Genomic DNA, 22,185 nt, shown 5'->3' with positions numbered 1-22,185 from the left:
ATTAGATAGTAAAGGAACAGAGCGTCCCGAAAGCCTTCGGGAAGGTCACCGGTTCCGGTCCGGTAGTCTCCACATAGTGTTTAACAAGGTTTAAAATGCCTTTACAAAACACTAGTCTACACAAGAAATTTGCCTTAATCCATTTTACCATTTCTTTTAGATATACAATATCATGAGTAATAAAATCTTATTATAACACGATTATTGATGATATATAAAACCCCCAAAAGAAAATCATTAAAATGAAGAAAATTATTTTCACTTGCCTGTCCATTGTATGTTTATTCAGTTGTTCCAGTAATGATGCAGAAGAACAGTTAAACGTAGTAAACATTCAATTAGACCTAAGTCAAGTTGATGAATATTCAAATGCTTATGACTACACTGATTTTAAGGTAGCGGTATACGACTCTAAAGAGGATTATTTCAATGAGGCAAATACGATGTTTTCTGGAAAAGTAGATGCTTCTGGTAAAATTTCAATTTCAGAAGATTTAGAGGATAAGAGTTATTATGTAGATATTTATACAGAAGATAAGGTATTAAGTAATTGGGAAGTAATGGATATAGACGTAGATGCTTCAAATGTTATAAAGTTTTCTCCAACTTCTACAAATGAATCTTATTCTACGGTGTACATGACGGATAATAGAAGGTTTGTCGGTAATTGGTCATTTCTATCTTATGAAAATATCAATAATGACAATGAAGAAAGAACGCATAAAGTGTTTTTGTCCATCAACAAAGAATATACGGCCACTTCATATGAAACGTATGAAGGAGTAGCTTATCAATTGCACTTTAAATTACTAGGAAGTGGTCATATGGAATTAGTTGCAATAGAACCTAGTCCAGATAACTACCCGGTAAGCCAATCTAGCACACAAGATTTAGTAATGCAGATAGAACAAGATGGATTATTATATTTTACAAACTACTCTGGTAATGAAGCAGTTTATATTAGAAATTAACTATAAAGTTGCTCAGTACATTGTTAAGAATTAGAAAAGCCTTCACATTTGTGAAGGCTTTTTTTTTTCAATCTACCGTCTGTACACTTTATTCCTACCTAACCCAGTATCGGGTATATTTTCAACATACCTTACTTGAAATCAACGATGTAAAACAACTACAAACGCCTACTTATACACATTAAGGTATCATCAATATTGACGGGTGGGGTTGAAATTTTATATAAAATAATACCAGACGTAGGTGCTTTGTACTCTTTAAGTTTTTCCCCAAATTCATTTGTGGTGTAGCCTACAATATCACCTTCTTTAACCGTATCTCCCGCTTTCAGATCACTGTAAAAAATTCCGGTTTCGGTAGCGCTTAAATAGGTTTGATTGTTGAGTTGCACAAGATTGGCACTTGGGTAAGAACCGTTATCGTACATGTTCAAATGTTCAAGCATATTATAGATTCCATTTTTTATGAAACGTACGGCATCTTTCTGAACATTGCCCAATTTGCCACTTTCAAAGCTTAAGGCTACTTTGCCATCTTGGGAAGCTTGTTTAAAAACGTATTTAGCAGGTTCATCGTCCCTTAAATTAAAAGGGTATGAAACTATATACTTGAATCCGCTAATCTCTGTAAGTTCCCTTGCCTTTTTAGTCTGTTCTGGATAATTGGGGTTGTCGTAGAAAAGCGCAAACGGTAGCAGGTCTTCATTGACACCGCCGCCATGTATATCTATAAAAATATCACTTGCAGGTATGATGTCCGTTGTTATAAAATCAGCTATTTTTTGCGTAACGCTACCGGTAGATTTTCCAGGAAACGCACCATTTAAATTCACTTGATCATGCGGATTTACGATAGACGTTCTGGAGAAAAAAGAGCCGGTATTGGCAATGGGTATAATAATTAAAGTACCGTTCAACTTGTCAACATCAATTTCTCTCAAGAGCTCTTGTACGCCAACAATGGGTGGATATTCAAATCCATGAACTCCGGCAATAATGGTAAAAACCGGTCCTTCATTTTTTCCCTGGAGTATAGATACGGGCAAGAAGGTTTTGTTGTTTCTAGCGTCTTGAAATGCTATGCGTATGTTTTCCTTTAATGGTCTTTTAGCGTTGGAGAACACATCTTTAAAAGTGTTTTGGGCTATTGCTGAGCAAAGGGATAAAAACAAGAAAAGGGTAAAGAATAGCTTTTGCATGATACGTTTATTTATATGTGATGTGTTTGGCTAGACCAAAATATTAAAAAGACATTATTTAATTACTTGTACAACCATATTTCTCTCTTAAAAAATACTGGTAAAATAAGATAAAACTCCCTATATAGTTAAGAAGAGCCGTTTTAATTGAGGTTAAGCGCAAGGTATTTAAACGTCAAATTTCTCTACCTATCTCCCTACATAGTATATAAATGAGCCATCTACCCAACATGATGAAAAACTGCTCAAAACATATTGATGTTCAGTAAATTATAATGTAATAGGATAATTTTATATGTAAACGGACACATAACTTAATCCTAATATTCCGAAATTGCCCATGGTCATAGCACCATAAAATTCCATAAAACATAGGATATGAAAAAGACAGATTTCAGCGATTTAAAAGTGATATATATTAATTGTACGCTAAAGAAATCGCCACAGGAAAGTCATACCCAAAAATTGATGGAAGTATCAAAAGCGATCATGACCAAGGAACAGGTAAAAATAGATGAGGTTAGGCTTATAGATCATCAAGTGGCAAGTGGTGTATATCCAGATATGACAGAACATGGTTGGGATGTTGATGAATGGCCAGAAATAGCCGAGCGTATTTTAGATGCCGATATCACAATTATTGGCACACCAATTTGGTTGGGCGAAAAATCATCTGAAGCCCAAAAGCTTATTGAACGTTTGTATGCCATGAGTGGTGAGACCAATGAAAAGGGTCAGTATATTTTTTATGGTAAAGTAGGCGGCTGCATTATAACCGGAAATGAAGATGGTATTAAACATTGCGCCATAGGTATTTTATATTCCATGCAACATGTGGGCTACTCTATTCCGCCGCAAGCAGATAGTGGATGGATCGGTAAAGTAGGACCCGGACCAAGCTATGGCGATACTAAATGGAAAGGCGAAGACCTTAAAGAACCTGTAGGTTTTGATAGTGATTTCACCAACAGAAACACCACCTTTATGACCTATAATCTGTTACATTTAGCCAGAATGATGAAAGATAATAAAGGCTACCCTAATTACGGAAATTCCCGCACCGAATGGGACGATGGCAAACGCTGGGAATTTGAAAACCCGGAATATAGATAGTGGTTTAGTTTATAGTAGTAAGTAATAAGTATCAAGTATTAAGTATTAAGTACGAAGTACTTAGATGTTACTTTTAAAGATAACTTACCTAATACTTTGTACTCAAAACTTAATACTATTTTTTCTCCTAACACTTAATCACTAAATACTTCAATCTTCGTACCTCGTACCTCGTACCTTTTTCTCTTAAGATTTCCCGTTTTCCATTAAAGGAAAATTTTACCTAGTGAATTCATTTCAATATAAATTAATCCCAACCGGAAAGTCCAATAATTTCTCCGTTAGGTCCTACAAAAAAGGTGTATTTATCACGAGCGTAGTTTTCGTTTTCCAGTTCGTAGCCTTCTTCTTTCAGCATATCACCAATTGGTGTTATATCGTTTACCTTTAGCATAAAGTGGTTATGGTTGGTGTTTCCTATAGGTCCAATGGTGTCTATAAATTCTGGAGCCGTTAAGGATAGTCCAATAGTTAGATCATCTGCCTTAAGTTTCATTACTAACATACCTTCAAGTCCCGGTCCGTGAAGTACTTCGGCATCAGCCATTTTAAAACCTAATATTTCTCGATATAATTTAAGGGTTTTCTCTAGTTCCAATACATGTACACTAATGTACTTTAAACCGGTAACCCTTGCTTTTTCAGAATCTACAATTTCAATTGTGCTAGGTGAAGGATCAGCTGTCTGTGCAAAGCCGTAATGTGTACTTGTAAAAACAAATGCTATAAAAAAGCAAGTTCTCAATACAAGACGTTGTAGTTCATGGTTTTTTGTACTGTGGTTATAATCAACTTTCATAATAAATATCGTTTTGTTAAAACTATGATATTATGAATGAACCTTAAGCTCAAAATGGCTTAACAAAAACTGAACATTTGCAATGTTTGTTATAGGTAATCTTAAACATAATCAAGAGAGCTTCAATAAAAACTGAACAATGAAGCTTTACGCGTGCAATCTTATCTTTTGGTGAATATTTCTTTGTAAAATTACCATACTCACATGCTTTGGCAGGTTCAATAAAACCCTATTGTTTAAAGGAATTGGGTCTCTGTATTGACCGGCAATCTACAAGGCATATAACTTAATCAACAACAAGTAATATGAAACATTGTATACGTTATTTACCACTTTTTTTCCTTGTAATATCTTGTTCAGAGGTAAAAAATGAAGAACAAAAAAATCTAGAAGAAACATATGAATGGGAAGAATTAATAGATGAGGATCTAACTCAGTGGGATACTTATTTAAGTTACCAACATCAACCAGGTTATGATGGTTCTGTACCCTTAGATGAAAATGGTGAAGAAATTGCCCCAATTGGGTTGAACAATAAAGATTATACGGTTTTTTCAACCTTACAAGAGGGCGAAGAAACCATTATCAAGAATACGGGAGAATATTACGGTTGCCTGATAACTAAAAAGGAGTACAGGAACTATCACTTTCAATTGAAGTACAAGTGGGGAGATAAAAAATGGGCTTACCGAAAGGATCTGTTGAAGGATTCCGGAATATTATATCACTCCGTAGGACCTATGGCTGTTGAGTACTGGCGTTCATGGATGCTTTCTCAAGAATTTCAGATAATGGAAGGGCATACAGGAGATTTTTGGAGTCAAGCTAATTCTGCAATGGATATTAGGGCATACAAACCAGAATCTGTTTTAGATCCATTGGCACATGAATCACAAGAGTATTTGCCTATTGGTATGGGTAGTCAGTACAACAATTATTGTTTACGAAGCGGTAATTATGAAAAACCCCATGACGAGTGGAATACGCTAGATCTAATATGTTACGAAGGCAAAAGCCTACATATTGTAAACGGAGAGGTGGTCATGATTTTAAAAGATTCAAGATACATAGGTGAAAACGGCGAAGAAATACCACTGATCCAAGGAAAAATTCAATTACAGAGTGAAGCTGCAGAGTTATTTTTTAAGGACATCAAAATAAGGCAGATAGATTCGCTCACACAGCAGCAAAAGGCACTTTTTTAAAACAGATCAAACAATTAATATAGCATCATATGAAATTCAACGTATTTCTAATTTTAAGTATTATTAGTGCATTTATTGCATGTTCATCAAGTTCTAGTGATGAAGAGGAAATGGTAAAAGATCCGGAAAACCCAGAACAAGTAGTGGAAAATGAAGAAGACAATGTTGATGAAATTGAACCTTTTGAACTTTCTGATCTGGACCCTGAGCTACCTTCTTTCGTGTCTGTTGTAGATGAAACACCAGAAGGAATGGAGTGGGTTAAAGTAGAGGCCATGTCAGATGAGTTTGATACGTGGAACGAGGACAAGTGGTTCAATTCATTTTGGAATTACGGTAACACCCCGGTTTCTATGCGTAGTGAAAACTCTAGCGTGGTAGATGGCAAATTAAACATACAGGCCACTTTAGATGAGAACAGTTCTCAATGGTTTCAAACGGCAAGGGTACATTCCAAAACCAAAATAAGTTATCCTATGTATACAGAGTGTAGTATGAAAACTTCCAGCATTTCGGCGTTCAATACATTTTGGTTGAACAATGGGGATATCAATGATAGGGACGAGATAGATATTGTGGAAAGCAACGCAAACCCTACTCCTGAGTGTAGTGATCAATCTACGAAACCGAGTAACTATCCATGGACGCCATGGGATTTTCCTACCCAAATGAACTCACAGTATTTTATTGCTAAAAGAGGTGTTACAGAAAGGCATGAAGATAATTTTGATACTAGAATGTTATCGGATGCCAATCCCAATAAAGGAAAAACTTGGGACGAAACCTACCATATTGTTGGTGCTTGGTGGAAAGATGCCAGAACGGTTCAGTTTTATTTAAATGGAGAGCCAGCAGGTGTTGTTACTACTAACCAAGATTTCACAAGAGAATTAGAGTTGATATTTGATCTTTGGACATCTGAAGAGTGTTATTTAGGAGGTTTACCTCAAAAGGAAGAGTTAAATGACAATTCTAAAAATACCATGCGTGTAGATTGGGTACGTACTTGGAAACTTGAATCAAAGTAGTAATACATCAATTATTCACGTAGCATTAAAAGATGAAATAAAGAAGCAGTTTGTTAGTTTAAAACGGAAAGGGGGCATGGTATTTACCATGCCTCTTTCTATTTAAATACTTTTAAGTAATATAGGTTCTTTAATTAATGCTATAATATAACCTCATGTATTTAATTGCATTTCTAATGTAAGCCTAAAAAAAAGTTGTGCAATTAGAAAATGAAGAAAGTATTATAATGTATTGCCTATGTGTTTTATGACAGCCAAGCATAAACATCTAATGGGAGCTAAACTTAAAATTTTAGTCTAAGGAGGTGCCGTTAAGATATTTTGCACGTTTCTTTAAATTTTGCTTTTGGCAATCTTGTCTTTTTCCCTGGTAATGTACCCCACATGAATAGTAAATAAATTAAAAAGGACAGTAGCTTTTTATGGCATACCGTCCTTATCAAAACAAACTCAACTATTGTTTTACTCGCCTTTGGCCCTATGTTGGGTCTTTCTTTCAGAAGTAAAGCTCATAATGCTTTGGTAGTCCCAGCTGTTGTATATATGAGAAAGTCCCCAACGTAGTATTTCGGTAGGTTCTTTTTCATTGTCAGCAGATCTGTTTAGACCAATGGCATGCGCACTAACTCCTGGAATAACGGACATTATTTCAAAATTAATACCGTCTGGTGCCCATTGAATAGTGTTTTTCTCTGGTCCATCCGTAGTAATTAAAGCTGCTACACCGCCATTGTATGGCCAAACACAAATTTCGTGGCCACTATTACTAATTGGGTTGTAAGGAGACTTTATATATGGTCCTTCAGGTTTATCCGCTATGGCAAGCCCATGGCGTATTTGTCTACCGCCAAATGTAATTTCCTCACCCATTTGTTCACCTTTGTAGTACAGATAAAACTTACCATTAAGAGGAATAATACAAGGATCATGAACCTTATGGCTATCAAAGTCACCTTTTCGCTCTACCGCAAATCTATCTTGTTCTTCACCTTTCCAAATACCATTATCGGCAGGGCTTAGGATAGGCTCTTTCCTTTTTGTCCAAGGACCGTCCGGAGAGTTGGACCAAGCTAGGCCAATTTGGTTTTTTACACGAACCGTATAAGGAGATTTAACCGTTTGGTAGCTCAAATAATATTTGTCTTCATATTTCATGATCTCTACGGTAAAAACAGATCGGTCATCATATGCTCCCGCTTTTCCTCTAGGAACGGCCAAACCTTCTTCTTTCCAAGTTTCACCGTCTTCTGAAGTTGCATACCAAATGTCACAACGGTCCCATGGAAATACCTTGTCGTTTTCAACGTCGCCACCAAACCCTTGTGTCGGCCCGGTACTTTTTGAGTACCATACATAGTATTTTCCATTTTCCTTTATAACGGCACTAGGATCTCTACGCACAACACCTTCTTCATATGCCAAGTCACCTTTTAGAGGTTTTAAATCTGAAAATTGAATAAACCATTCATTGCCCAGGTCTACAGGCCATTTTAATGCTCTTTTAGAAGCGGCGCTTAAGTGGTTTATATCTGTAATGCCCAAATGGTCTATCTGTTCTTGGGTTATGCCTAAAGAGTCTAATATTTTTTGATCATAAGTTGTATCCTGAGCTTGGCATTGAAAGATAAACAGTGCAAAAAATAGAAAGGAATATAAGGTTGTTTTGGTTTTACTGATCATTGTGTTTGTTGTTTAATTTATACGAATTTTATTATAAGCTTTCATCTAGGCTTACTACTATTAGTTAAATATTGGTTACACATTCTAAAAGGATAATTGCGCTTAGCAACTTTTAATATGTTGGATTAAACCGCACGAATTTTGTTAAAATGTTTTAATGCAGTTTTTAATATTTCTAGTCTGTCTATGTCATTTTTTGGGTTTCAACGAAAATGGTCGTCACTTTACTTAGTCTCAACTTTAGCATTTTAATGCGTCTATTGTGATTTGCAAAAAGTAATGATTACATAATGGATTACTAATTATGCCATCATTATATTGACAAATATTAACTATATGTGGCTAAAAACTCCGATTTATTAATGAATAAAAACTGAACATTCTTAAAAACAGCCCTACTTTACATGAATTTAAGCTGAGCAAATACTATATTGATTTTCAGAGCGGCACTTTGTTATATGTTCAGTACAAATTTCAACAGTGTTTAGTTTTTTAAAATTGTTCAGTTAATATTAATCATGATATGAAGACACGTATAGCGTTTCAAAAAATTGCCAGTATAGTGGTACTTCTATGTTGTTTTTCCGTAACCTCCCAACAACCTTATGGTACCAACGAATATATAGAAAAGGCAAACCAGCTTACGGCTAAAAATTTGGATAGCGCCATCTATTATCTAAAAAAGGGTATTGTTCATTATTCAATAGAAAAGGATACGATCAATTTAATCAATAGCATGTGCCAATTGTCCGGTTTGTATGACAATGTATTGGATTACGGCAAGTCTTATGATGGGTATTGGGAGGCATTAATATTAGCCGATGAATCTAATGATGATATTTCCAAAGCACGCATCTATCAAGAACTGGGTTGGTTATATACCGCCTATAGAAAGGAAGAAGAATCTTTACGGTACTTTAATATGTCGCTGGAGCTTAAGAAGAAACTAGTTGAGCAGAAAAAGATAAGTAGGGATTATTTGGTAAGTAACTACTTTGCCATAGTAAACTGCTACAGAGTAAATCATAATTATGTAATGGCAAAAACATATTTGGATAGTTGTGAACTGTCATTAAAAAAGATCAGTCCAAATAAAAAATCATATTACGTAGAAACGGAAAAAGGGTATTTTGATGCTGTAGCAGGTAATTATGAAAAAGCATTGAGTAAACTGAACGAGACCAAGCTATTTTTTGAAGAGAAAAACCCTTCATATTTAACGGTGGTTCATTTCTTAATGGGAGAGGTATATAGGTTTAGGGGAGAATACGATCAGGCTATAAAAAATTATAAAGAATCGCTGAGGTTTTCAGAAATGTATAACAAGCATTTGGGCTACAAACTGTTCAATTATGAAGAGCTATCTAAGTTATATTATGATCAGAACAATTTTAAGGAAGCCTATTTTTATAAGGACAAAGCACAAGCGTTAAATGAAAGCATATTTGGGAGAAAAAGTATAAACCACAAGCATTTATTTGAAATAAAAGATAGATATAGACTTCAAAAAGAGAAAGAAAAGGCACTACTAAAAGAGATAAAAATAGAGAAGCTAGAAGATCAGAAAAGAATTGGTTTTTTACAAAATATCTTAATGGGCGTGGTAGTGATTTTTATGTTTTTGTACGGTGTTCTGTTTTTTAGAAATCTTAGGAGGAAACATAAACTTGAAAAACAAAAGACCAATGAGGTAATGATGCTTAAAAATAGAGAGCTAACGGCATCTGCCCTTCAGTTGATCGAAAAAGAAGAATTCATTTCTAAATTAAAACAGAATATCTCTAAGAGTGATGCTGTAGATACAAAGGTCATTCATAATATGCTGAAGGGCTTTCAAAACACCCCAGGTGGTAACTGGAAAGAATTTGAAGCCAGGTTTACCTCTATTAACGAAAGTTTTTATGAGAAGATCAGGGCTAAATATCCAAATTTGGGCCAAACCGATTTAAAATTGTGCGCCTTGGTAAAGCTAGGGTTTTCCAGTAAAGAAATGTCGTCTTTGTTGGGTATTACTATTGAAAGTGTACATACATCAAGATATAGACTTCGTAAAAAGCTAAATCTGCAAAAAGGAGAAAACCTTATAGATTTTATGGCTACCATTTAATTATTGTACAATTTCCTTTTAAGCAATTACTGTGTCAAGTTCAAGGCTTATAACATGATCAAATGGGTATTAAAAAACCAAACTTCTGTCTTGGATATGCAGGTATAAATGATTGTCATTTATTATGATTATGAAATTTGGTACGTATAATGCCAAACGGTAGTTTCATATGGTAAGTTAAAAGTAGTATTCACTAAGATTTAGTTGTTTTGCCCTCTCACCGTAAACAATAATAGGGCAGAAAGAAGTTTTTACGTGCAAACGTATTGCTGTTGGTTTTTCTAAAACCGTACCTATAATGACGAGACTAAACATTGGCAAATAAAAAGGGCAGCCTATTTTAGGCTGCCCTTTTGTAATATTAAATACACCAGTTATGGCGTAGGCTATAATTATGGCCTAACGGGAACTTCAGCCAAGAAAAAGTCATCTAAATAGAAGACAAGATTATTGTCATGAAATTCGTTGTATCCTCTTATAAACCATGAGATATCTCTACCGGCACCTGCTGTGAATATTTGCTTTTGGTAAATCCATTTGCCTGTAGGCATATCAGAAGTAAATGTAGTTGGTATTAAACCTGGTCCGCCCCAGTCATCTGCATAAAGTTGAATATCTGCAGATTGTGTTCCGGTCGGTAGGTTGGATATATCACTTTCAACATATAACCAATAGCCAAATTCATATGTTTTACCAGTTTCTATGGTAAAAGTAATTGGGTTTCCTCCAGACTCAGGTCTAATGATCATACCACCATTAGGTCTTAAATTAACTTTAAGGCTTTGCGATCCTGTATGGGTATTCAATAAGTCCATGCTTATATCGAATCCATCCCAAGGTGCTCCCCATCCTTGATAAACATAATTACTAACATTTGTAGTTTCAAAACCGTAATCATAAGAAGAGGTAGTATAAAGGTTGTCTAGAGCGTCAAATTCTGTTAATAGCGCATCTGTAATAGCTTCAGACTCTACTTCATCAACTGTTCTTAAAGCTCCTGGAGTATAACTTACAAAAACTTGGTCGTCATTATAAAGCTGTTCACCATCTAATTCTAGAATAACAATAGTAGCTTCATCTTTATCTAAGGTTGCAGAAACAACAGTAGGATTAAGCACTATAGGATTCATTTCATCTCTATTGTTTTCTATTCTAACTGTAAAATCACCGGCATTAATAGAAGTACCGTCTATTTCTCTACTAAACTCTAGGGTAACCTTGTCATTTCTTTCCGCCACTCTATCCAAAGTAACGGGCGCAGTAGAAGGAATCACTTTTATTACCTTCTCAAAAGAAAGGGTATCTGCATCCGTTGGTCTAAACCTAGAAGCAATATATTCAATATCCCAAGATCCCAATCTATTGAATCTCATGTCAACGGCAGAGTCGTCGTTAATGGTTATGGCATTTGGCTTACCGCCATCGGAAGCCCATGATACATTTTGAGGCTCTCCTATAGCCGTATAAGATAAACGGATAGAGTTACTGGCTTCCAATTCGTTTTCAGCACCATCTGCCAAGTTGATTTCAGCACCGGTAGAGCCATCAGGGTTTATTCTAAATGCTTTAAGTACCGATTGTATAGAATCAATGACGGTTACTACAATAGTGGTATCCAACTGTCTAGAGTCAATAGGTGCTGTACTATCATCATTGGGGTATACATTACCCTTGAATGTTTGGTTCAACACCACATCATAAACGCCTGCTTTATTGAATATCGCCTTAACGACTTTTTCAGATGACGTTGTTCCACTTTCCCCAACAATACGTGCATTGCTAGGTAAGGTCCATGTTCTAGATTCTACACCACGTGAAATGTCACCAAAATCAATGTCTCCACCAACAATTACTTTGTTTTCAAAGTCCATTTCAGAGGTGACGATAATTCTGTGGTTAGGGTCATTTAAATTTAGCTCTTCTTGCTTTTCACAACTTACTAGAAGTAAGGTGAAAACAAAAAGTATACTTAAAAACTTACATTTTTTCATATCTAGTAATTTTAGTTGTTAAAGTTTGGATTGTTTAATACCTCAGCTGAAGGAATTGGGAAATAGTTGTGCTCTTCAGGTTTGTAGTTTTGAGATGATTGACTAAAATCTGGCCTTACCCTTCCTGAAATAAATAAAGGTGCTACACCTTGTCCCGAAATGTCTAGGTTTTCTTCTCTCCAAATTTCATCGGCACGTAAATCATCAAAAACTTCTTTTACGATGCCCCAACGTACCAAATCTTTATAACGATGTCCTTCAAAACATAACTCAATGGCTCTTTCCACACGTTGAATATGTGTTAAAACTGTTTGCGCGTTAGCGGTAACCATTGGTTGATCGCCATGAACTTGTTTACTAACATGAAGCTGTGGAAACATACCACCGTTCATGTCCATATATTGCTGTAAAGTAACAACACCGGCTCTACTTCTTACCATATCAACATATCTAATAGCCGTTGCAAAATCACCGTTGGCATTGATTACGGCTTCTGCATACATTAATAAAACATCGGCATAACGAATATGTCTAAAATTGATACCGCTACGGCCACGTACCGGCTCACCGTCCATATGATACCAGTTAGAGTGTTTTTTCACATACGCACTTTGTCCACCGCCCCAGGTAGCTTTTGCTTCTGAAAAAGGTGCTAGGTACCAATCTCCTTCACCGTTTCTAGGAGCAATGGTATAGTTCATTCTACGAGACTCTAGGTTACCGTCATTAATTGAATTATTAGGGTCAACTTCGTCGTTTACCAACATTTCATGAAGGTTATAAGAAGCCAATACGGTATTAAAAGCACCGTACTGTATATGACCAACTTCTGTACTTAGTGTGGTAGATTCTGCACCTGCTCCACCGGTAGTGGTGTCATCTTCTGCAAAACCACTATTTCCAGGATTTAAATCAAAAGAGTAGTTGACCTCAAAAATAGATTCATCGTTAAACTCATTAAAATGTGTAAAGTTATCTTCAATGTTTCTGGTTAAACTATAGATACCTGAATCTATGACCTCTTTGAATAGACTAGCAGCTTGCGGCCATTGTTCATCATAAAGATATACTTTGCCTAAAAGTGAAGTGGCAGCGCCCCAAGTAGCTCTACCTGACGCGGTACTTTCCCAGGTTTCAGGTAAATTGCTCATTGCAAATTCCAAATCTGGAATAATTATTTGTGCGTTCACTTCAGCCGTAGAAGATAGTTCTTTACTTAACTCTTCTAGAGATTGTGCCACCTCATCATGAATCATTGCACCACCATAGGTATGTACAAGCTGAAAGTAAAAGAATGCTCTTAAAAAGCGGGCTTGAGCTTCTATTTCAGTTTTGGTCGACTCGTCTAAAATGTCCTCGTCAACTGTTTTTAGCTGGGTAAGTATTGTATTTGCCCTAAAAATACCAACATATAGCTCTTGCCATTTTTCCGATAAGTGATTTTGACCGTTGGTATAGGTTAAATTTCTAAACGGAAACGGTCTATACCAAGGTTCTGTACCAGCTAAATCTGACATTACAAACTCCTGTACCAATTCAGAGCCACTAACAGAACGGTATTGTAACGCACCATATACTGATGTAAGTGCAGAATTAAAATGGCTCTCTGATTTCCAAAAGCTAGCTTCTGTAAGCGCATTTGGATTTGGTTCGTCTAAAAATGTGTTTTCGTTACAACTAACACCCACTAGCGTAAGAAGAACAAAACTTTTTACAATTATTTTTTTTATTGATTTCATAGTCTTTTTTTTAGAAACTTAATTGAACTCCCATTATAAACTGGCGCGTAATAGGGTAATTACCATTATCTACACCTCTTTGAAATAGGTTATCGCCACCCACTTCTGGATCATATCCTGTATAATTTGTAAACGTAAACGGGTTTACGGAATTTAAATACAGTCTTATTTTATCTACGCCGAAATCCTGTGTGTTTGGAATAGTGTATCCTATAGATATGTTACGGATACGTAGGTAGGTACCATCTTCTAGGAAATAATCTGAAAATGCCCTAACATTAGAGTGGGTACCACTTTGTCTAAAAGTAGGAATATCGGAATCAGGGTTCTGAGGTGTCCATTGAAATACTTGATCTTGATGGCGTCCACCGGCAAAAGCTATTTGCCTTCCACCATTATAGATTTCTGCACCATATGACAAGTAACTTTGTACACCAAAATCCCAGCCTTTATAACCTAAGTCAAAATTTAAACCGGCCTCCCATTGTGGAATACCAGAACCTGAGAATACACGGTCACTATCATTAATAGCACCATCACCGTTGGCATCAATATATTTTATATCCCCTAGTCGTGGGCTACTAACTGCGCTTAGATCTAATTGTTGGTACTCTTCCAACTCTTCTTGAGTTTTAATTACACCGTCATTTTGGATCAAGTAAAATGATCCCGCTGGGTCACCAACGCTTAAAAAAGTAGTGGGGTCATTACCTGTACTACCATCTGCATTGGTAAGCGTACCGCCAGAAGCACCAAGTGTTTTACCATTTAAATTGGTGATCTTATTATCGTTAAGTGTCCAGGTACCTGAAAATCCAAAGGTTAAATCTTCACCTATGCTGCCCTTATAATTTGCGGCCACCTCAACACCCTTATTCTGCATGTTACCGGCATTGACCGCCACGGCACCATAAACGCTTTGCGCACGTGGTTGCCATAAACCGGCTGAAGGTGGGGATAACTCATTAATTAACATATCCTTCTTATCATTTCTATAGACATCTGCCGTAAGGTTTAACTTGTTGTTGAACATGCCTAACTCAAAACCAATGTTAGATGAAATTTGGGTTTCCCATTGTACATTAACATTAGGGAATCTACGTTGTACTAGACCGTTTTGTAAATCTTCATCTGCGCCAAATGGGTAATTTACACCAGGTTCTATTACAGGTATGTAAGAGTAATCTGGAATACCGTTAAAACCTACTTGGGCCCAGCTACCGCGAATTTTAAAATTGTTTATAGTACTTGAGTTAAACCAATTTTCATCGCTTACGTTCCAACCTGCCGAAAAACCGTAGAAGTTATTATTTCTGTTATCCGGAGCAAATTTAGAAGAACCATCTCGTCTAATACTTGCACTTAAAAGGTACTTACTGTCATAATTGTACTGGATCCTACCTAGTTTACCGGCTAAGGTGTTTACATTTCTAAATTCACTTGGTGTAGTTGGGTTAGCCCCTGCGTTAAGTACTTGCACGTCATTTGAAGCATCGTCGGCAAAAACGGTACCGGTGTTCAAGGTTCTAAATTTGTACTTTTCATAAGAAGCAACCGCCAAGAAATCTAAATTGTGCTTTCCAAAAGATTTTTTATAGTTTAAAATGTGCTCAATGGTTTCTCTTGTAGAAAACCATTGGTTGTATTGTAGAATAGCATTGGGTGTTGAAGCGGATAAACTTAACTCCCCATTACGATCCAAAGCTAAATACTGAGGCTGAAAGAACTTTCTAAAATACTGACTCTCATTACGACCAATATTGACTTTGTAGGTTAACCCATCTAAAATTTCGTATTCCAAGTTCAAGGCAATACTATTGCTCTTGTTTTCCCTTTCGTCAATATTATCTAACTGGCGCGCTAGAAAGCCATAAAATATTTCGTTTTGTACACTTAACTGAACGGTGTTTTCCCCATTAGGTTGAAATACGCTAAAAGGTGCACTGTGGGGTACGTTACCAATAGCAAAACCGAATATGTTCCAAGGTTCTTGCTCACGATTTTCAGTAGTTAAACTTGCGGAAGCAAAAGCTTTGAATTTCCCTTTGGTAAACTGTCCGGTAAGTCTATTCGTTAAACGATCAAAACCGGAATTGATCAAAACCCCTTCTTGTTCGTAAAAAGTAGTATTGTAGTTGTACGTTAAATTTTCGGCACCACCAGATAAGTTTACATTGAAATTTCGCACTACGGCGTTATCGTTTTGTACTTCATCAACAAAGTTGGTATCCCAATCCAATACGTTGCCATCTATTAAAAAAGTTAGTGGCTCATCACCCGCAGCTTCTGCACTGGTTTCCGTAACATAAAGAAAATCGGTTGTATTAGATAATGGTGTACCAGAGGTAATGTTTTGGATACCTGTAAACATATTTACGTCTACCTTCATTTTACCTTTTTTACCACGTTTTGTTGTAATCAAGATTACACCACCGGCACCACGCACACCGTATACCGATGCCGAGGCACCATCCTTTAAGATGTCTATAGACTCAATTTGTTCAGGAGCAAGATTCGGATTTCCTTCTTGGGGTATGTTATCTACCACGTATAGCGGTTCTCCACCGTTCAAGGAAACCAATCCACGAATTTGTACGTTTGCGGCTTCCCCTGGACGGCCACTTGCCGCTTGTATGTTTACCCCGGCAACTTTACCTTGAATGGCAGCTCCAATATCGGATACAGGTATTTTAACAAGCTCGTCAGAATCTACTTTTGCAACCGCACCGGTAACTTCTTTCTTCTTCTGTGTACCATAACCTACAACAACGACCTCTTCTAATTGTTGGGAATCTTCTTCCAAGGCCAAGTTCAAGGTGCTGGTGTTGGCGGAGACTACTTGTTTTACACTTTTAAAACCTAGGTAAGAGAACACTAGGGTTTCACCTGTGTTGGCATTAATGGTATAATTACCATCAAAATCGGTTACGGCACCCTTGCCTGATCCTTCAACAACTATGGAGACACCCGGCAACGGCATGTTTTGTTGGTCCGTTACCACACCTGTAACGGTCTGTTGTGCGTAAGCCCAACCTATTCCTAAAAATAGGTAGAGCACAAAGGCACTCATTTTCATAAATTTTGGTTTTTGTCCTTTCATAATGATGAGTTAGCTAGTTGTAATTTGAACGACACTATTAAAATGTCATTTAAATAGATTAATAATTTAATTATCGAAAAAAATTCAGCTATGAAATTATCATATTATGAAAAGGGGTGATAAAAAACGCCCTCAATAAAAACTAGACACCGTTTTACAATTTTTGGTAAACGGTCAAGTTTCATTCAAGAATTTAGAATAGTTGTAGGGGAAATTTTTGAGAATTCTTAAAATGTTGGAATTTCAGTGTTTGTTGATGGTTTATCCAAGTTGAAATTGCGGTGAGCAAAGCTATTTCAGTAGTTTTCCATTGGTTTGGCGGCATTAAAAAATCATTAAATGATGGTGGGTATAGATAGTATGTTCAGATTTTGTTCAGGTGTTATATGTGATGCAAAATATAAGTTTTGGTCAACTATTGGCGCTTTTTATTTCTATGGCAAAATTTACGTTGGTTTTTTAATCTGATGTCCGGATTGCAGAAATTAATGCTCAAGTACTCTAAAAAAATCTACGATACCTGTACAAGTTCTAGAAGTTTGTTCAGAACGGTATAATGGTAAATAGGGTGTTATTACTTAGAAGTTTACGGTTGTGTAAAGCATAAAATGTGTAGTATTTTTTACCATTTTTTACTTCCATGCCCTGTATTTTTTCTTTCTTCTTTTACGGGTTACCGTAATTTTCCATGGAAGAAAAATACTACCTTGTTGGTCTGGTTCTAAAACATTACTTCCCCCTGCTGTTTTGGAATGTTATTATATAATTTAATATTTAGGTGTAAAGTAACTTGTTACTTTATACAATTATTACCAAACATTTTAAATAATAATATGATAAGACAAAATCCATTTTCTCTTTATGATTTTCTTGGTTATTTTATTCCAGGCGCATTATTATTTTATTTAATTCTCTTTATAGATTATGTTGAAAATCTATCGGAGAATTTCGAATTAAAAAACTTTATAGAAAAGAACAGTGACTTTCAATTAGATAAGGTCCTATTTTTTATAATAATCAGTTATTCTCTCGGTCATTTACTAAACTTTATATCTTCTATTACAATTGAACGTTATGCAAATTGGAAATATAATTACCCTTCAAAATACTTACTTGGATTTGAATACTCTGGTTTTTGGGCTACCAAAAGTAAACGAGGTATAGTTTGGCGGATTTGCTTAATCCTAATTATATTTCCAGTAACTGTTCTTGATTTAATTCTTGGAGAAGTTTTAGCCTTTAAAAATTTCTATACCAGAAAATTGGATAAATTTCTAATTGACTTAATTACATTAAAAGGACAAAATTTATTTAATCGACTAGCGGAAGGACAATTAAATGGATATGATGATATAAAAGTTAGAGATTTTGACTTTCATCGAATTATTACACATTATACTTTTGAACATTCCAAAAATCATCAATTTAAAATGGTCAATTATGTGGTTCTTTATGGTTTTTTAAGAACATTAACTTTGATAACAATAATTTCATTTTGGTATATAATATTCACCCATTTTTCTAAACTAGGTAATTTAACGATCATTATTATTCTATCGTTATTGTCATTAATGTCATACATTTTCTTTATGGCTTTTATGAAATTTTATAGAAGGTATACTCTTGAAGGATTAATGTTAATTGCAATAAATGAAGATTTGAAATAAAAAACATTTGGTGAAAATGCCTGAACATACAGCGGAGTTTTGGACTAGATCGATAGGTCTGTGTACATTTATAATGCCGCGAAATCTTTGGGATTGAGCTTTGAACAAGAAAAAACTAAACAATACGCTTTAGCATCGTGCGCAGATGGAAACGAAAAGTTTCCTTGCCACTGCACTACACTTACCATAGAGTTTCAAAGTTTCTATGTTGGAAAAGTTATCTGGACTTGTGAACATAAAAAAGATCTGATTCCAGGAGATGAGCTATATAAAATTGAAGGTATTTAATATTTTCAGTGCTACTAGAGGAAGATCAGTTTTCTAAATCCATCAATCTTCTTAGAATATTATATTAAATATAAATATCTTCCAATCAGCTAAGCATCAATCACTTAATTTCCCCTGTCTTTTTTGCATAAAAACTTACGTTCTATTGTAAGAATCTATCCACGTGAAATACTTAACTTTCGCTTTTATATAAGTAGGTACAAATAGTTTTGTTCCCCCAATAAAATTTATGAAATACTATGTAAATACTTCATTGTCAAGGCTCAAAATGAGTATTATATAAATGTTTAATTTTAAATTTTAAAGAATGAAAAATTCAATGAAAATGATGGCAATAGCTTTTGCTTCATCAATTTTATTAACTTCTTGCTATTCTTACACAAGTGTTGTAGGTAGTGGTGCTCAAGGTAACAGCCAAAAAACTGAATGGAACCATTACGTGGTTTACGGTTTGGCTCCTGTAGGTGTTTCTGATTCTAAGGCTATGGCCGGTGGTGCAGAAAACTACACAGTTACTACAAAACAAACATTTGTTAATGGTTTGGTTTCTGCTCTTACTTTTGGTATTTATACACCAACTACTACGACAGTTACTAAATAATTATTTTACAAAAATGGGGGTTGCTATACGGCAACCTCTGTTTTTATGATTTACGTTATCATGAAGAAAATCATCTTATACATTGCCGCGGTTGTCTCATTTTTTATGTTGATCAATATTGCGAGTATTTTAATTTCTGACTTTAGCAGACTTACCGAATATGGTTTTGGTTACTTGGCCGGTAAAATAATATTGTTCTTCTTTTTCGTTGCCATTGCTTTTATTTTTAGAAAAGAGGTGATACGCCCTAAAGAGATTTCCTAGTAGACAGATTCCCTTCAATCATATGTATTTATTACTATAGCTAAAAAATCCTTTTTAGTTATCATCCCACTATCACCCGAACAAACTAATCCCCACCAAAAAGTACACAACATTCGAAAATGTGTGTAAGTCCTAACGGCATCTTCTCACATACCTTTGTCCTATTCTTTTAGACATTTAAAAAATAGGCGATATGAGTACAACACAATTTGGTAAAAAAGGGTGGACCCCAGATAGAATCAAAAGCCTTAAAGGCAAAACATTTCTAATTACCGGTACAACCAGTGGTACTGGTTTTGAGGCGGCAAGAATACTATGGAAAAAAGGAGCTAAGGTGGTGATGCTAAACCGTAACCCCAAAAAGGCTGCCGATACGTTGTCAACCTTAAAACAAGAACTTGGCAATGCCATACCGGTAAGCAATATAGAAATGGATTTGGCATCATTGGCATCGGTTAGGAAAGCTGCAGATGAAATTTTGAAAACCGTTCCACAAATAGATGCCCTAATGTGCAATGCCGCCATTGCGCAAGTACCCAAACAAACATTTACGGAAGATGGTTTTGAAAGTCAGTTAGGGGTAAACCATTACGGTAATTTCTTATTACAGGCTTTGCTGTACCCACGTATAGAAGAATCAAAAGGACGAATAGTGACCGTGGGCAGTATGGGCTACAATTTGGGCATAAAGACCATACAGTTCAATGATATGAACTGGGACAAGAACTACAGCCCAAACGGCGTGTACAGTCAAAGTAAATTGGCGCAGATCATGACCGTTTATGAATTGCAAGATAGACTTAAGGCGGCGGGCAAAACAGGTGTGAAGTCATACGCATGCCACCCGGGAGCCTCTTCAACATCATTGATCAAGACCAGCGGTAGCTTGTTCACAAGATTTATTTGGCAGATCATGAAATTAACGCCCATGGTACAATCTGCAGAGAAAGGAGCATACCCAGAAATCATGTGTGCCACTGAGCCAGATTTGGACCAATCTGGTTTTTACGGACCAACGGGTAAAAATTATTGGACAGGTCCGGTTGGGGAATGCAAATTAGAACCTCATGCCAAGGACAAACCCGTCATGGAAAAACTGTGGGAGCTTTCAGAAAAGGAAACTGGTGTAACTTGGAATTTGTAAATTAGTTAACGATCAAAATAAGAGACATGGATATATTAAAAGCGGCAACAGATTGGGCAAAGGCAGAACTATTTTCAACTCCGTTCTTCATGCTGTTCGGTCTGGCTTTTTTAGTGGCAAGCTTGGGGTTTTGGCAATTGGGTAAAACAGATATCGCTAGAGCGTATATTATTCCTACATTGGTAGCGGGCAGTTTACTTTTAATCATTGGTGTTGGGTTGTTTTTTACCAATAAATCAAGAATTCCCCAATTTGAAAAAGCCTACCAAACAGATGCACCTGCGTTTGTAGCATCAGAATTGGAACGCGCCGAAGCTACCTTAAAAGAATATGATACTATTGTCTTTAAGGCGATACCCATTATAATCATAGCTTGTGCCATAGTACTGTTGTTTGTAAGCACACCGGTTTGGAGAGCTAGTATGATTACCACCATAGCCATGTTGACGGTTATTTTATTGGTAGACGGTACCGCCCATGCCAGAATAGATGGGTATAATAAACAATTACAATTGGCAGCTAAAGAAATGAACAAGTAGTATGCAGCATTTTAAAACATTATCGTCCTATATAGCGTATTTGGAACTACCTGGTCCGGAACATCCTATGTTGAGTGTATTTTCGGCATCGGGAGATGGTTTTTTACCTTGCCCCAAAGAAAGTTCTCCGCCCATTACCAACGATTGTTATACCATTAGTTTTAAGAAGTTTGTACAGGGCGATTTAAACTATGGCCGAACAACATACGATTTCAATAACGGAGCGCTATTTTTTATTGCACCAAGGCAGGTGTTGCAATGGAACGAGGCAGCGGTATTTGAACAAAAAGGGTTTTCGATCAGCTTTCACGAGGACTTTTTAAAAGGAACGGAGTTGGCGCATCAGATCAAAAAATATGGTTTCTTTTCGTACTCGGTCAATGAGGCATTGCACCTTTCACCAAAGGAAGAAAAGCAGATAGAATCCATTGTCGAGAATATTGAAATTGAATATCAAAACAATCAAGACGAGTTCAGTAAGGACATTATTGTATCTCAATTGAGCACTCTGCTGAAATACGCCAATCGATTTTATGAGCGTCAATTTTTAAACAGAAAAGAACTTTCTACAAATTTGTTAGAACAGTTTAATACGCAGTTGTTGGAGTACGTAGAATCTGGTCAGCTACAGGAAAATGGTATTCCTAGCATAGAACAGATTGCCGATAAAATGGCTATTTCGCAACGTTATCTAAGCGATACCTTAAAAAAGGAGACCGGTAAGACCACCACGGAACATTTGCAGTTGTT

17 protein-coding genes are annotated in these 22,185 nt (G+C 36.0%); 11 read left to right on the top strand and 6 right to left on the bottom strand.

What is annotated here, in order from left to right; genetic code table 11:
• Positions 1-242: 242 nt before the first annotated feature.
• Positions 243-971: a hypothetical protein gene (locus tag QZ657_RS15325; protein WP_291967986.1), complete on the top strand. Its 729-nt coding sequence runs from the start codon at positions 243-245 to the stop codon at positions 969-971.
• Positions 972-1,129: 158 nt separating this feature from the next.
• Here QZ657_RS15325 and QZ657_RS15320 read toward each other — a convergent pair whose 3' ends face one another.
• Complete coding sequence (locus tag QZ657_RS15320; protein WP_291967984.1) at positions 1,130-2,170, bottom strand: succinylglutamate desuccinylase/aspartoacylase family protein; 1,041 nt, start codon at positions 2,168-2,170, stop codon at positions 1,130-1,132.
• A gap of 378 nt (positions 2,171-2,548) precedes the next feature.
• Here QZ657_RS15320 and QZ657_RS15315 point away from each other — a divergent pair, with 378 nt between their 5' ends.
• Positions 2,549-3,283 carry a flavodoxin family protein gene (locus QZ657_RS15315; protein ID WP_291967983.1) on the top strand — a complete coding sequence of 245 codons (735 nt, stop codon included), beginning with the start codon at positions 2,549-2,551 and terminating at the stop codon, positions 3,281-3,283.
• A 247-nt stretch (positions 3,284-3,530) separates the two neighbouring features.
• Here the strand turns inward: QZ657_RS15315 and QZ657_RS15310 are convergent, their stop codons facing one another.
• Entirely contained in the window at positions 3,531-4,082 is a 552-nt protein-coding gene (locus QZ657_RS15310; protein WP_291967981.1) for a VOC family protein, read from the bottom strand.
• Positions 4,083-4,387: 305 nt separating this feature from the next.
• On the opposite strand from QZ657_RS15310, the gene QZ657_RS15305 reads away from it, so the two are divergent.
• Both QZ657_RS15305 and QZ657_RS15300 read left to right on the top strand, forming a co-directional pair.
• Positions 4,388-5,287, top strand: coding sequence for a DUF1080 domain-containing protein (locus QZ657_RS15305; protein WP_291963479.1), 900 nt, complete (start codon positions 4,388-4,390; stop codon positions 5,285-5,287).
• A gap of 29 nt (positions 5,288-5,316) precedes the next feature.
• Complete coding sequence (locus QZ657_RS15300) at positions 5,317-6,315, top strand: family 16 glycosylhydrolase (protein WP_291967979.1); 999 nt, start codon at positions 5,317-5,319, stop codon at positions 6,313-6,315.
• A gap of 462 nt (positions 6,316-6,777) precedes the next feature.
• Here the strand turns inward: QZ657_RS15300 and QZ657_RS15295 are convergent, their stop codons facing one another.
• Complete coding sequence (locus QZ657_RS15295; protein ID WP_291967977.1) at positions 6,778-7,995, bottom strand: glycoside hydrolase family 117 protein; 1,218 nt, start codon at positions 7,993-7,995, stop codon at positions 6,778-6,780.
• A 523-nt stretch (positions 7,996-8,518) separates the two neighbouring features.
• On the opposite strand from QZ657_RS15295, the gene QZ657_RS15290 reads away from it, so the two are divergent.
• A complete protein-coding gene (locus QZ657_RS15290; protein WP_291963477.1) occupies positions 8,519-10,102 on the top strand; it encodes a tetratricopeptide repeat protein in 1,584 nt (527 codons plus the stop codon).
• Between the two features lie 392 nt (positions 10,103-10,494).
• Here the strand turns inward: QZ657_RS15290 and QZ657_RS15285 are convergent, their stop codons facing one another.
• Genes QZ657_RS15285 through QZ657_RS15275 form a run of 3 tightly spaced genes read right to left on the bottom strand, consistent with a single transcriptional unit; the run spans position 10,495 to position 16,932 of the window.
• Positions 10,495-12,093 (bottom strand): hypothetical protein, encoded by a 1,599-nt coding sequence (locus QZ657_RS15285; protein WP_291962491.1) that lies wholly within the window; start codon positions 12,091-12,093, stop codon positions 10,495-10,497.
• Between the two features lie 11 nt (positions 12,094-12,104).
• A complete protein-coding gene (locus QZ657_RS15280) occupies positions 12,105-13,832 on the bottom strand; it encodes a RagB/SusD family nutrient uptake outer membrane protein (protein WP_291967975.1) in 1,728 nt (575 codons plus the stop codon).
• A 10-nt stretch (positions 13,833-13,842) separates the two neighbouring features.
• A complete protein-coding gene (locus QZ657_RS15275; RefSeq protein WP_276470727.1) occupies positions 13,843-16,932 on the bottom strand; it encodes a SusC/RagA family TonB-linked outer membrane protein in 3,090 nt (1,029 codons plus the stop codon).
• Between the two features lie 833 nt (positions 16,933-17,765).
• On the opposite strand from QZ657_RS15275, the gene QZ657_RS15270 reads away from it, so the two are divergent.
• From QZ657_RS15270 to QZ657_RS15245, 6 genes are all read left to right on the top strand, one after another.
• Positions 17,766-18,599 carry a hypothetical protein gene (locus tag QZ657_RS15270; protein ID WP_291967973.1) on the top strand — a complete coding sequence of 278 codons (834 nt, stop codon included), beginning with the start codon at positions 17,766-17,768 and terminating at the stop codon, positions 18,597-18,599.
• 595 nt (positions 18,600-19,194) lie between these two features.
• Entirely contained in the window at positions 19,195-19,488 is a 294-nt protein-coding gene (locus QZ657_RS15265; RefSeq protein ID WP_276493310.1) for a Bor family protein, read from the top strand.
• Positions 19,489-19,548: 60 nt separating this feature from the next.
• A complete protein-coding gene (locus QZ657_RS15260) occupies positions 19,549-19,752 on the top strand; it encodes a hypothetical protein (protein WP_291967968.1) in 204 nt (67 codons plus the stop codon).
• Positions 19,753-19,945: 193 nt separating this feature from the next.
• A complete protein-coding gene (locus QZ657_RS15255; protein ID WP_291967966.1) occupies positions 19,946-20,896 on the top strand; it encodes an SDR family oxidoreductase in 951 nt (316 codons plus the stop codon).
• Between the two features lie 26 nt (positions 20,897-20,922).
• Positions 20,923-21,435 (top strand): hypothetical protein, encoded by a 513-nt coding sequence (locus QZ657_RS15250; protein WP_091608227.1) that lies wholly within the window; start codon positions 20,923-20,925, stop codon positions 21,433-21,435.
• Between the two features lies 1 nt (position 21,436).
• The coding region (locus QZ657_RS15245) for a helix-turn-helix domain-containing protein (RefSeq protein WP_291967964.1) at positions 21,437-22,185 on the top strand (749 nt) is incomplete at its 3' end.

The organism is Maribacter sp. (genome assembly GCA_020629415.1).
GTDB lineage: Bacteria > Bacteroidota > Bacteroidia > Flavobacteriales > Flavobacteriaceae > Maribacter > Maribacter huludaoensis.
Note: the sequence above shows the minus strand (reverse complement) of the source record. Positions and strands in the feature narration are given on the sequence as shown.